This is a genomic window from Cryobacterium sp. TMT2-17-1 (assembly GCF_004402765.1).
In the GTDB taxonomy this organism is placed as follows: Bacteria; Actinomycetota; Actinomycetes; order Actinomycetales; family Microbacteriaceae; genus Cryobacterium; species Cryobacterium sandaracinum.
In genome coordinates, this window is the sequence record NZ_SOGC01000036.1 from 104,844 (window position 1) to 117,163 (window position 12,320).

Annotated in this window: 12 protein-coding genes and 1 pseudogene; 4 read left to right on the forward strand and 9 right to left on the reverse strand. The window is 64.6% G+C overall.

The features are described from left to right. Window positions 1-34 precede the first annotated feature (34 nt). Complete coding sequence (locus E3O47_RS09730) at window positions 35-868, forward strand: shikimate 5-dehydrogenase (RefSeq protein WP_104102272.1); 834 nt, start codon at window positions 35-37, stop codon at window positions 866-868. 368 nt (window positions 869-1,236) lie between these two features. On the opposite strand, the gene E3O47_RS09735 is transcribed toward E3O47_RS09730, so the two are convergent. Then, complete coding sequence (locus tag E3O47_RS09735; protein WP_134420349.1) at window positions 1,237-1,584, reverse strand: SRPBCC domain-containing protein; 348 nt, start codon at window positions 1,582-1,584, stop codon at window positions 1,237-1,239. 678 nt (window positions 1,585-2,262) lie between these two features. Between E3O47_RS09735 and E3O47_RS16565 the strand changes: the two genes are divergently transcribed. After that, complete coding sequence (locus tag E3O47_RS16565; RefSeq protein WP_241986152.1) at window positions 2,263-3,216, forward strand: HNH endonuclease; 954 nt, start codon at window positions 2,263-2,265, stop codon at window positions 3,214-3,216. A gap of 24 nt (window positions 3,217-3,240) precedes the next feature. Here the strand turns inward: E3O47_RS16565 and E3O47_RS09745 are convergent. The 5 genes and pseudogenes from E3O47_RS09745 to E3O47_RS09765 form a co-directional block, all read right to left on the reverse strand. Next, a pseudogene (locus E3O47_RS09745) lies at window positions 3,241-3,401 on the reverse strand (transposase); the annotation flags it as partial. Then, window positions 3,392-4,966: an ABC transporter ATP-binding protein gene (locus E3O47_RS09750; RefSeq protein ID WP_134420351.1), complete on the reverse strand. Its 1,575-nt coding sequence runs from the start codon at window positions 4,964-4,966 to the stop codon at window positions 3,392-3,394. The pseudogene E3O47_RS09745 and the gene E3O47_RS09750, both read right to left, overlap by 10 nt. After that, complete coding sequence (locus E3O47_RS09755; protein ID WP_233191474.1) at window positions 4,963-5,808, reverse strand: ABC transporter permease; 846 nt, start codon at window positions 5,806-5,808, stop codon at window positions 4,963-4,965. The genes E3O47_RS09750 and E3O47_RS09755 overlap by 4 nt, the downstream gene beginning before the upstream one ends. Continuing rightward, window positions 5,805-6,770, reverse strand: coding sequence for an ABC transporter permease (locus tag E3O47_RS09760; protein ID WP_241986153.1), 966 nt, complete (start codon window positions 6,768-6,770; stop codon window positions 5,805-5,807). Before E3O47_RS09760 ends, E3O47_RS09755 begins: the two co-directional genes overlap by 4 nt. Further along, the gene (locus E3O47_RS09765) at window positions 6,767-8,419 is read right to left on the reverse strand and encodes an ABC transporter substrate-binding protein (protein ID WP_104102282.1); all 1,653 of its coding nucleotides are present in this window, start codon (window positions 8,417-8,419) and stop codon (window positions 6,767-6,769) included. The genes E3O47_RS09760 and E3O47_RS09765 overlap by 4 nt, the downstream gene beginning before the upstream one ends. A gap of 460 nt (window positions 8,420-8,879) precedes the next feature. On the opposite strand from E3O47_RS09765, the gene E3O47_RS09775 reads away from it, so the two are divergent. Further along, a complete protein-coding gene (locus E3O47_RS09775; RefSeq protein WP_134420353.1) occupies window positions 8,880-10,289 on the forward strand; it encodes a CoA transferase in 1,410 nt (469 codons plus the stop codon). Between the two features lie 160 nt (window positions 10,290-10,449). Here the strand turns inward: E3O47_RS09775 and E3O47_RS09785 are convergent, their stop codons facing one another. Next, a complete protein-coding gene (locus E3O47_RS09785) occupies window positions 10,450-10,749 on the reverse strand; it encodes a thioredoxin family protein (protein ID WP_134373210.1) in 300 nt (99 codons plus the stop codon). Between the two features lie 54 nt (window positions 10,750-10,803). On the opposite strand from E3O47_RS09785, the gene E3O47_RS09790 reads away from it, so the two are divergent. Continuing rightward, complete coding sequence (locus tag E3O47_RS09790; protein ID WP_134420355.1) at window positions 10,804-11,208, forward strand: heavy metal-responsive transcriptional regulator; 405 nt, start codon at window positions 10,804-10,806, stop codon at window positions 11,206-11,208. A gap of 249 nt (window positions 11,209-11,457) precedes the next feature. On the opposite strand, the gene E3O47_RS09795 is transcribed toward E3O47_RS09790, so the two are convergent. Both E3O47_RS09795 and E3O47_RS09800 read right to left on the reverse strand, forming a co-directional pair. After that, window positions 11,458-11,763: a hypothetical protein gene (locus tag E3O47_RS09795; RefSeq protein ID WP_134420357.1), complete on the reverse strand. Its 306-nt coding sequence runs from the start codon at window positions 11,761-11,763 to the stop codon at window positions 11,458-11,460. 43 nt (window positions 11,764-11,806) lie between these two features. Beyond that, window positions 11,807-12,310 (reverse strand): SRPBCC family protein, encoded by a 504-nt coding sequence (locus E3O47_RS09800; RefSeq protein WP_104102295.1) that lies wholly within the window; start codon window positions 12,308-12,310, stop codon window positions 11,807-11,809. Window positions 12,311-12,320: the final 10 nt, after the last annotated feature.

Genomic DNA, 12,320 nt, shown 5'->3' on the forward strand with positions numbered 1-12,320 from the left:
ATCCGCTGGCGATTCCGCTCCTAAACTTGACCGCATGACACTGCAGCCCCTGCTCAACAAAGACACCCGCCTGTGCATCTCCCTGGCCGCCCGGCCCAGCAATTTCGGCACGCGTTTCCACAATTACCTGTACGCCGAGCTGGGGCTCGATTTCATCTACAAGGCGTTCACCACGACGAATCTTGCCGCCGCGATCGGCGGCGTGCGTGCGTTGGGCATCCGTGGCTGCTCCGTGTCGATGCCCTTCAAGGAAGATGTCATCGCCCTGGTCGACGAGTTGGATGACTCGGCGAGCGCCATCGCGTCGATCAATACGATCGTCAACGACAACGGTTGCCTGCGGGCCTCGAACACGGATTACATCGCCGCCGCCGATCTGATCCGCGCGCGCGCCCTCGACCCGACCACTCCGTTCCTGCTCCGCGGCAGCGGCGGAATGGCGAAGGCCGTCGCCGCGGCCTTCCGCGATTCCGGGTTCGAGCATGGCACCCTGATCGCCAGGAACGAGGCCCGAGGCCGGACTCTCGCCACCGAGCTCGGCTACCGCTGGGCGGCCGAGCCGACCGGTCTCACCGCACCTCTGCTCGTGAACGTCACCCCGATCGGCATGACCGGCGGTGCCGAGGCGAACGACCTGTCCTATTCCGCCGAGGTGATCGCCGACGCGACCTGCGTGTTCGACGTGGTGGCGTTGCCCGCGGAGACTCCGCTCATCCTGGCCGCGCGCGCGGCAGGTAAGACCGTGATCACGGGGGCCGAGGTCATCGCTCTGCAGGCAGCGGAGCAGTTCGAGCGCTACACCGGGGTGCGGCCGGGGCCGGAGCAGGTCGCCGCGGCATCCGCCTTCGCCCGCACTCACGCACGGTAGCGCGCGCCTGAACCAAGTCGACGCCGAAGCAGGTTGCTTCAGTCGGCGTTCACGTGACTTGACCGGGGCCCTCGTTGCCTCCAGGGGATCCTCGTCAGGAAACGCCTCCCCACGAGGACAATCCACCCCGGTAACGCCGAATGGCCTCCGAAATCTCGGAGGCCATTCGTTTTAAGACCTGTTCTTAGACCAGAATCAACCAGTTCTGAGCACGACCCTGTGGCGTGCTGTTCCTATAACTCACAGGCCACTGAATCAGTGGGCAATTTTTTGGTACTTTCGCGTACATCCTCTGCGCTCTGTCAAATAATCCTCTACCGGCCGAGCAACGTGGCCAACTCGTCGAGCGACTCCCCCGTAATCGTGAACTACTGGGTGACACCCTCGAGTAAAATCGCGAGCTCGTCGAGTACGACGTCCCAGCCCTCTCGGTTCTGCTCAAAACGTTCGCGACGGTAGCGGGTGCCGCCGGGGAGTGTGTCGAAGCCCGATTCGATCACCGTGACATCCGTCCCGTTACCAGCATCGGCGATGGTAAAGCGCACGTGCGTCGAGTACTCGTCGAGCTCTTCTGCGGGGATTCCCGACCAACGGAAGCCGAACGAGCCGTCGGACACCACCTCGGTGATTTCGATCGGGAAGCTGCCGTAATCATCCCAGTCGATGCTGCCAGTAGCACCGGGCTCAAGCGTACCCATGATTGCGTATCTGTTCACGGGCGGGAGAACTCCGTGAACGCGAGTGGCAACGCATTAGTGGTCGGTCTAAGTTCCTTGCCGACCGTGCCACGCAGGCAACGCAAGGCAACCCGACTGCCCCCATGGGCATGGGGCCGGTATGTTCAACGACTCGACGTCGGGACCGCGATGTCCACTCCAACTACAAGGCCAACTGGCCACTCAAGGTGCTACCCGGCGCCGCAGACGGCGCAGAACTCGACCCGCCGCTCCGAACATGACCGCGCGCACCCACTCGCCACTCATCACTCCATCGCACGAGCAGGACAATTCGCAGCGCCGAAAAGCGGCCGTTCGAGCATCCCTGGCCGTGCATCGTCATTTAATCCGCAGCCGCCAGCCCGCATGAGTTTCCTCTGCCCTCTGCCTCGCTTCCACTGGAAGTGTTGACCCGTTTTTGCTGGATAAGAGACATTTGTGTCAGAAGTGCCCGCCAGAATGAGCTTGTCTACGTCACATCACGGAAAGATGGCATCATGCCCAAACCGCTTTAAATCATGCTGCTCATTGCGGGGCCCCTCGTCCTTGGCGGAACCACCGGAAGCGGAGTTGCCGCCTTGGCCGCGCTTGCACTGGTTCTGATCGCCAGCCCGATCATCTGGAAGGTCCGCAAGGATCGCTATTTCAGTTCCGACCAGTTCCGACCAGTTCCAAACATTGCGATCCGAGATCGCCGTCGTTGTCGCCGAGCACAACGAGGTCGTGAACTACGTGGCCGAGATCCGCTCGCAGGGCTCATTTGAGCTGGGAGCGTCCTCAGCGGGTCAGTATGCGCACCTGGCCACGTTTGAGAGCAACTCGGCGTGGAACAATCGGCGCGACCGCAACGTCTCCGACTACGCGCCGCAAGTGCACAACACATCTCTCCAGGGCGTCCGCAATGCCAGCGTCGAGCCGATCAAGTACGTCATGAAGTACTTCTCCATCAAGGCCGACCAGGAGACCCTGGCTGACGTTCAGCGTGTCGCCGAGGACATCTCGCGGCTGGAGGAGGCGGTCTCCAACGTCAAGGGTCGCGAGGCAGAGATCACCGCGAGAATCAATCCGCCGAAGTTCATCCTCAAGCGTTACGCCGACGAGTTCTGGAACCAGATCGGTGCCCACCTGTCGCCCATCGAGGTGCCGTACCCGGTTTACAAATTCCAGTACACCTCCGCAGGACGCAACAGCGGTCAGGCGTCGACCATCGCACTCGACACTCCCACCCTTGATGCACTGTCCGCGACGCTCGTCCAGAAGATCCGCTGGACGAAGTCGGCCGCTGGGCAACGCGCGCTGATGACGGTGCGACTCCGAGGCGAGATCAAGCAGCGCGACCGCTACGCCTGCTTGCAATGCAGCGTCTCGGTGGCTGCCGAGCCGCACCTTTTGCTCGAGGTCGACCACATCATCCGGTGTCCAAAGGCGGTCTCAGCACGCCCGAAAACCTCCAGACGCTCTGCTGGCGGTGCAACCGAACGAAGGGCTCAAAGGTCCTCGCGTAGCTCAGCGCGGCCAGAGCCGTCATGTTGTTCCTTTCGTGTGCGCCGATGGGCGTTCACTTATCGGGATTCGTCTATCTCCCGACGATGTCCGAGGCGGAGGATGATCACAATTAACTGGTCGTCGTGAAGGCTGTCCTGTCGTAACCGTGGGTTAAACCCTGCTCGGGAGTACCGGTTTATGGCCGCCGAGGCTGAGCATGGTGAGGGCGATCAGGGCGTCGGGGATGTGAAGCCGAAAGCGATGCGGGTGATGAGTCGGATCTTGGTGTTCATGGATTCGACCCGGCCGTTGGCTGATCCGACTAAGCCGTGGCGTGCGCGGCGAGCAGTTCTCGGGTGAACGGATGCTGCGGCGCAAGAAATAGCGCCGCAGCCGGTCCCTGCTCCACGACAACGCCATCCTTCATCACGAGGATGTCGTGGCTGAGCGCGCGTACCACTGCGAGGTCGTGCGAGATGAACACCATCGCCAGCCCCGTCGTCTCCTGCAAGGATGCCAGCAGCTTGAGCACCTGGGCCTGAATAGACGCGTCCAGCGCCGACACCGGCTCGTCGCAGACCAAGATACTCGGCTGCCGGGCCAGCGCCCTGGCGATCGCCACGCGCTGGCGCTGCCCGCCGGAGAGCTGGTGCGCCCGCCGCCCCAGCAGGGAATCGTTCAGTGCCACCAGCTCGAGTAGCTCGATCGCCCGCGCCCGGCGTTCGCGCCGTCGACGCCGCCCGAGCCGGGTGCCATCCAGAGCGATTGCCTCCGACAGGATCTGCAGTACTGTCGCCCGCGGGTCGAAGGCACTCAGGGAGTCCTGGTGGATGATCTGGATGCCGCCGCGTCGGGCCCGCCGCGTCGATTCCGGCACTCGGCTCCAGGGCTCACCGTGCAACAGAACATCGCCGCGGTCCGGGGTTTCCGTGCCCAGCAGCATCCGTGCCACCGTGCTCTTGCCCGACCCCGACTCGCCCACGATGCCCACGGTGTGGCCGGCACGCAGCTCGAACGAGACCCCGTTCACAGCGTGTAGCTGCGCGGCCGCCTGGCCGTAGGTCTTGGCGAGGTCCCGCGCGGCGAGCACCACGGGGCCGGTGTTCGGCGGGGCCGGCGGTCGGCTCTGCGACGCCGCCGCCAGAAGCTCGCGAGTATACGGATGCTGCGGCGCGGCGAACAGGTCGGCCGCAGGCTGCAACTCGACGAACCGCCCGTCTTTCATCACGGCGATGTCGTCGGCGAGCTGGCGGATAATCGTAAGGTCGTGGCTGATCAGCAGCAGCGCGAGGCCCGACTCCTTCAGCTGGCGCAGCAGGATCACAATCTGGGCCTGAACGGTCACGTCGAGGGCTGTAGTGGGTTCGTCAGCGATCAGCACGGCCGGCGAAGCCGCGAGGGCCGAGGCGATGAGTGCGCGCTGGCGCAGGCCACCGGAAAGTTCGTGCGGGTAGTGACGCACGCGCATGGCGGGCTCTGGTATGGCCACCTGATCGAGCAGCTGCAGCACCCGGCCGGCACGGTCGGCGCGGCCGAGTGTGGGTTCGTGCACCTCGAGGGGTTCGGCCACCTCGGCGCCCACCCGGCGCAGCGGGTCAAGGGAGACGAGGGCGTCCTGGCTCACGAGGCCAACGCGGGCACCGCGCAGGCGTCGCCAAGCCGGCTCGGTCAGGTCTCGAGCGTCAACTCCGGCCACGGTCAGTTCCTCGGCGGTGACCCGTGCGCCCTCCGGGGTGAGTCCGATCAGGCTGCGGCCGGTCACCGTCTTACCGGCACCGGACTCCCCCACTATGCCGAGGCATTGCCCGGCGGCAATGCTGAACGAGACGCCGTCGACCGCGGCGGTCGCCGAGCCCGGCAGAACCACGCGCAGGTTGCGCACCGTGATGACGCTCATCGCTGCCGCCGCGCGCTTCGGGCCTGCAGGTGTCGGCCTAGAATGCTTGTCGACACCACGGTGGCGGTGATCACGAGCCCGGGGAACACGGCGATCCACCAGGCGCTGGCGAGAAAATTGCGGCCTTCCGAGAGGATGAGTCCCCACTCCGGCGTTGGCGGCTTCGGCCCGAGGCCGAGGAAGCTCAGGCCGGCCGCGGCAGTGATAGCGGTGCCGACTCCCATGGTGGCCATGACCAGCAGCGGGCCGAGGGTGTTGGGTAGCACGTGGCGCAGCACGGTCACCGCGGGCGACACACCGAGCGTGCGCGCGGCCTCCACGTAGCCGGCGCGCTTGACCACGAGGGTTTGCACCCGGGCGACGCGCGCGTATGAGGGGATCACCGCGAGGGCCACGGCCACGAGCAGGCTCGCCTCCCCCGGGCCGATGATTGCGATCACGATCAGGGCCAGCAGAAACTCCGGGAAGGCCATCACGATCTCGATGGCGCGGCTCAGCACACCGTCGCCGAGGCTGCGCATAAGCCCAGCGAATGAGCCGATCACGAGCCCCACGACCAGAGCGATCAGCGTGGCACCGAAGCCAATGGCGAGCGAGTACCGCGAACCGTAGATCACCCGTGCGAACACGTCGCGGCCAGTCTGGTCCGTTCCAAACGGATGCCCGGGGCCGGGCGCCAGCAGCGCCTCACCGATGTCGGTGCGCAGGGGGTCAGCGGCGGTGAACACCCCGGGCAGAAGGGCCGATACCACGAGGAGCACGAGGAACCCGGCGGCGGCCCAGAGTGCCGGGGCGGGCATCCGCTTGACTCGACGTGACCGGACGGCGACGAGGACGCTCATGCGTAGGCCTGCTCAGTCTCCAGGCGCGGGTCGATGCGGTCGGCGACAAGGTCGACGAGCAGGTTGATCACGGAGAAGGCCACCGCGGCGAGCACGATAATGCCGAGCACCACGGGTACGTCCCGGTCAACGATGGCGTTGAGGGCTACGCGGCCAAGCCCTGGGCGGGCAAAGACGGTCTCGACCAGCACCGACCCGCCGAGCAGCGAGCCGACCATATACCCAGTGAGCGTGATGCTGCTGGCGGCGGCGTGGCGCAGGGTGTGGCGCACGACGAGCCGGGTGTGGCTGGCACCACGGGCACGCACGGTGTCGACGAAGGGCAGCGCTGCTGCGTCATCGAGGCCCTGCCGCAGCACCTGGCTGATGATGCCGGCCACCGGGATGGCGAGGGTCGCTGCTGGCAGGAGGAGAGCGCCGAACCCCACCGTGGCGACGACCGGAAACCAGCCAAGCCCGAAGCCGAAGACGCTAATCAGCACGAGACCGATCCAAAACGTGGGCGACGACACGGCAACGAGTTCGAGCAGGCCGGCCAGCGGTGCTGTGCGCCGGCCGCGCCCGAGCAATGCCGACCCGAGCGCGAGCAGGAGCGCGAACACAACGGCGAGGGCCATCAGCTGCACGGTGGGCACGAGTTGCTGGCCGATCACGTCGGCGACGGGTTGCTGCCTGCGGTACGACGTTCCGAGGTCGCCCTGCACGAGGCGGCCGAGGTAGCCGAGGTATTGCACGAGAAGCGGGTCGGCGAGGCCCCAGTCTTCGCGGATCTGGTCGCGTACCTGTGTCGAGACGTTGCCGAGCCCGATGAGCACGTTCACCGGGTCGCCCGGGATCAGCCGCAATGCGAAGAATCCCAGCGTGGCGGCGCCCCACACCACGAGCACCATGCCGCCGAGCCGACCGAGTAGGCGAGCGCCCGGTCGGGCAGCGCCGCGTGCGTGCCCGTGGCGTTCGATCACGGAGCGGTCGTGAGGGACGCCTCGTAAAAGAGCGGCTGCCCGTACAGGTCGAAGCTCAGGTTCTCGATGGTCTTGCTGTATGCGGTGATCGCGGTGGGCACGGTGATCGGAACCATGGCGACGTGGGTAGCGTTCCACTGCTGTAGCTGCTGGTAGAGGGACTCGCGTTCGGCCGGGTCGCTTGTGGCGATGGCGTTGTCGAGAAGCGTGTCAACGACCGGATCGGCGGTGGATGAGCCGTTCTTGTAGCCGCCGCTGTGCAGGTGGGCGCGCAACACGTCGGCGTCGACACTGGGAAAACTCCAGTCTGATAGGTCGTAATTACGCTGGTCGAATGCTTCGTAGTACTGGGCGATTTCACGGTTGTCGCGCACAATTTCAAAGCCGATTTCGCGCAGGTCCGACTGCACGACGTCTCCGAAGCTCGCGTTGGCATCGGAGACAGGGTTATAGGCGAGCCACTGCGCGCTGAGTCGGGCTCCGTCTTTCATGCGGTAGCCCTCGGAGTCGCGCTCGGTCCAGCCGGCCGCGTTGAGCAGGGCATTAGCCTGATCGGGGTCGAAGGCCCAGCTGTCTTCGAGGCTCGGATCGTAGGAGTTCGGGGTGGCCGGGGAGAGGATACTCCACGCGCGTTCCGCCTGCCCCTGGTAGATGCTCTCCACGGCCGGACCGATGTCCACTCCGAGGGCAAAGGCGCGGCGCACATTCTCGTCGGCGAAGACGCCGTGCGCCTCGTTGAGGAACAGGGTGTACGGCAGGCCCGGCATGGTCACGTTTTCGATAGTGAACTCGTCACCGATCTGTCCCACGGCGTTCGGGGTGATGTCGCTGGCGATCTGTGCTTCACCGCTCGTGAGTGCGCCGGTGCGAACCGACGATTCGGGCAGGATGCGGAACTCGAGCGTGTCGATGGCCGGCGCGCCCCGGTGGGTGCTGCCATCCGGTGCCCAGTTATAGTTTTCGTTCGCGGTGAAGACGATGCTCTGGTCTGGCGTGTACTCGCTCAACACGTACGGGCCGGTGCCCACCGAGATGCCGGGGCCGCCGGCGGGCAGCTGGGCTGCGTTCTCACGCAGCGCCGCGGGCGAGTAGAAGCCGAGCTTGGCGGTGCTCACGGCCTGCAAGAACGGGGCGTAGGGCTGGCTGAAGTCGACCCGCACGGTGTACTCGTCAACGACCTCGGTGCCCGCGTAGAAGCCACCGGTTTCGGCGTACCCGATGAGGCTGGCGGCATCCGCTGACGCCGTTTCGGGAGCGACCACGTGCTCGAAGTTGGCCTTGACGGCCTCGGCGTTGAAAGGCTCGCCATCGTGGAAGGTGACGTCATCGCGCAGGTCGAAGGTGTACTGCAGGCCGTCGTCGGAGATCTGCCACGACGTGGCGAGCCAGGGCACGAAGGAGCCGTCGGCCTTCTGATAGACGAGCGAATCGAAGGAATTGCGCATCACGAGGGCGGTGGCTTGGAAGGCCGATGAGTGAATGTCCATCTTGCCGCCGCTGAGCGTGCCACCGTTGATGGCGTAGGTCAGGGTAGTGGAGTCGGCCGCGGTGTTCTGGGCGGTGGCACTGCACCCCGTAACCACAGCGACGGTGGCGATAATGGCAGCTGCGGCGCGCAGCCAGGATGTTGTATGGGCGCGAGAGCGCATAAATGGGGTCTCTTTCTCAGGTGCGGATCAAACTAGCAACTAATTGACTCCGCCCATCAAACGTACCTTGCCCGTGGAGCAGGCCGGCCGGAACGAGTGACCGCGTAAACCGCCTTGCGCGAACCCGCGACCAGTCCGAGGTGGAGAAAGTCCTCTGGATGATCGCCGTCGTATTCGCGCCTCTACTCGGCGCGCTCGTTTGGTATTTCGCCGGGCCACACCCATTCGGCCTTCGACTCACACGCCAGGTTCGATAGACCTCGACCTTCATTTCCCTTTGCGGAAGGGGTTCCTTGGCTGGCCTATCGCCGGCTCTCCCCCCGTTTTGATTCCGTCCCGTGATTGCTCGGCCCCTCATGACATCAATTGCACTCCGTGACATGGGGATAAAGTGGGAATCACCGATGGTCGCCTGGTTTCACGCCCACGTGTGCACGGTCGAGGGCGTGGGAGGCAACCGATGGGCACCTTCCTCAGCACGTTTCTCTCCGATTCCGCGGAACTTCCGGAGCTAGCCGATCGTGTTCGTTTGTCCGGGCCGGTGCCGCTTTCGTCGCCTTTGCCTGTCGGGGATCTTGCCGCGGACAGCATCGCGGCGACCAAGCTGATGGCCTCGTTACTGCACCTTGTCCGTTCGGAAGTGCGGGATCCGAAGGCGGATGAAGTTCCGCGGGTGGGCTCTGCGCCGCAACTGGTCGCCGGCGCCTTCCGGAGTGACCAACTATTTCGGTGGAACGGGGACCCCGCGCCAGCGTGGGCGCCCCTGTCCGGATTCTTCGCTTCGAGCGACGGTTGGGTTCGCACTCACGCCAACTATCCCCATCACGAAGCGGCTTTGCGCTCACTTCTGAGATTGGATGGCTCCGCCACCACCGAGGCTGTCGCTCGCGCAATTTCGCGCCGCAGCGCCCTCGATCTGGAGGATGAAGCAACAGATTCTGGTGCGGTGATCAGCGCGGTTCGCAGCCCGAGCAGTTGGAGAGGACATCCTCAAGCCCAATCCCTGAAAGCAGCTCCCTTCATCAGCCTGGTGCAGCAGGCAGGAGACTCGGGCCTCCATAGCCTGGGGTCGGCCGACAGACACGCGCCCCTGGAGGGCGTTCGGGTGCTCGACTTGACCCGCGTCATAGCCGGGCCGGTGGCCACTCGCAGCCTCGCGTTCTTCGGGGCAGATGTCCTGCGCATCGACAATCCTGGCATGCCGGAACTCCCCTGGCAGTACCTCGACACCGGGCAAGGGAAGCGTTCCGCGCTCCTCGATCTCGGCTACAAACCGGATCGAGACCGCCTCGAACAGCTACTGACGGACGCCGACGTTGTTGTCTCGGGATACAGGCCGAACAGCCTCAACCAATTCGGCCTCTCGCCGGTCGAACTCCACAACCGCCATCCAGGGCTCGTTATCGGCCGGGTGAGCGCGTGGGGGCAAAGCGGACCTTGGGCCGAGCGCCGAGGATTCGACAGCATTGTCCAAGCAGCCAGCGGCATCGCCCAGATTCACGCAGACGGCACCGGCAGGCCAGGAGCTTTGCCGGCCCAAGCACTGGATCACTCCGCCGGGTACCTACTTGCCGCCGGGATCATGTCAGCACTTCGACGTCGCCACCTCGACGGGCACGGGTGGACCGTCGACATTTCATTGGCCCGGGTCGCTCACGAGCTACTCGCCCAGCCTCATTCCCCGCAGACCGAAGCCGGCCCATATGAGATCCAAACCGTGAGCGCGGAAACGTTAGAAGGGACCGTCACCTGTGCCGCACCCGCGATCAGCATTAGCGGCGGTCCGAATCGCTACAGGTGGATCGGCAGCCAGTGGGGAGCGGACCAGCCGGAATGGGCCGAGTCACGATCCGCCAGCGGCGAGCGATAAGTCCCACCCGGAAGGCGCGCCATCGGCAAGTGCAGCATGGCGAAAGCCGCCCGCTGAAGGTTAGTGTCGCGCCATCCCTGTGCAGCGCACCTGTTGGCTGCTGTGGTGCCGGCCATTCCGGCACCGATCACGAACAGGTCGTATTCCTTACTTATGCCGCTCAAGCTGTAGTGATCGCATCGCGCAGTTGCTCCAGTGTTGGGGCGCCGGCTAGTCCCGTGGGGGTCTTGTAGATGCGGCAGGCCAGCCCGACCGACGCCGACGGGTCGGGAAAAAGGTCTGTTCCGTCCACCAGCATGCTCGGAGATCCCCGAAAACCGATTGTCTCTGCGTCTTCCAGATTCTCGACCAACCGCCGGGTCACAACGATGCCGGGGCATGCAGCCGCGATCAACGCCAGCCGCTCAGCAGCGATTTTCCAGTTCGGGCACCCATCGAAGTACTGCAACGTAATATCCATGCCTTCACCGTAAACGTTGCACCGCAGTGCAAGGTCAAGTGGTGAAATGGGAATATGCAGATTAGAGACCTGGCCATTGCGAGCGGCGTAACCGCACAGACGATCCGGTTTTATGAGCGGCGCAGCCTGTTGGATCACGCCGAACGTGGGGGGAACGGTTACCGCCGCTACAACGAAGCGGCCCTATCGCGCCTGCGGTTCATTCGGTCTGCCCAGACGGCTGGTCTGACATTGGCCGAACTTGGCGGCATCATCACTGTTAGAGAAGCTGGCGAGGTGCCGTGCGAACACGTCTCCAACCTCCTTTTGAAAAGACTTGCGGATGTGCGCCGCCGCCAACAAGAACTCGTACTTCTTGAAACAGAGCTGCAACACATCATCGACGCGAGCCAGCATCTCGACCCAGGCGATTGCGAAGCGGGCGGTGTCTGCCACGTCATCACCCACGCTCACCAGTAGCGCGCAACGTTCACCCATGCCATGAAGCGATGCGAATTCACCGCCATCTAGCGCTGCCATTCACACAAAAGAACCGAATCTGTCACCTATGCGGTCACTGATTCCAATTCCCGCAAAGACTGCCGCTCCTTCGAACCCTCATCGGCGGCTGACCGCAGGACGACGTGCCTCAGGGCACGCGCCCACCTGGCGCAGCGGGATTTGTGGAAGTACCTACCGATCCTCCGTGACGGATCGAAGCACGAATGGCTAGCGGAAGTGTGCGCTGGGCCGGCCCGCCCGGTGGGGCATCTGCTCCTGTCCCGAGTTGCAGGATTGCCAGGGATGAAACGTGAGCGTTGAAGGCAAGACCGCATGGGGACGGCCGAGCCACACCAGTACCTGACCGCGCGCATCGCCGCTGCTGTCGGCACCGAACTGAGCATCCATGGGCGCCACACTCAGCCCACGGTAACGATTGGCATCGCATTGTTTACGGACCACTCGACAATAGCCAGCCTGGTGCGCGACACCGATTTCGACCTGTTCCACGCCAAGCGATCCGGTCGCGGTCATTGGCAGCTCTACAACGACACGATGCGCTCCGAGAGCGGCCCGGTCAAGACTGGGCTTTCGCCCCTACGTCGATGGAGACCTCGGCGATCCGCTTGATCGCTGCGAGGGTTTTCGGTATGCCACCGAGGGCCTGCTGGGTGCGGTCGGTGATCTGAGCGTGCGCCTTTTCGCCGAACTTCTCCTCGAACATGGCGATCCCGTCCGGCAGGAACTCCCAGGACTCGGTGAGCATCGTCCCGGTCTCCGCGGCGGTGAAGCTGAAGCCCCAGCGCACGAAGCTGCCGCCCACCACCCAAGCGAACTCACGTCCGTGCTCTGCCGTCACCACCTCGGACCGGGTCTGCCAGGTCCGGTGTGGGAGCTCGTTGTGCCCGGTGAACCAGGCACCGACCCGACCGGCCTCGGCCTCGTCATCCCACCAGCATGACGTACAGACCGGGCTCCATTCTCCGGTGCGGGTGATGTCGGAGAGTAGGTCATAGAGAAACGCGGCCGACGCCTCGACGATGATGGACTCCTGGTGGCTGAGGGTGCTCGTCTCATTCATGCATTTACCC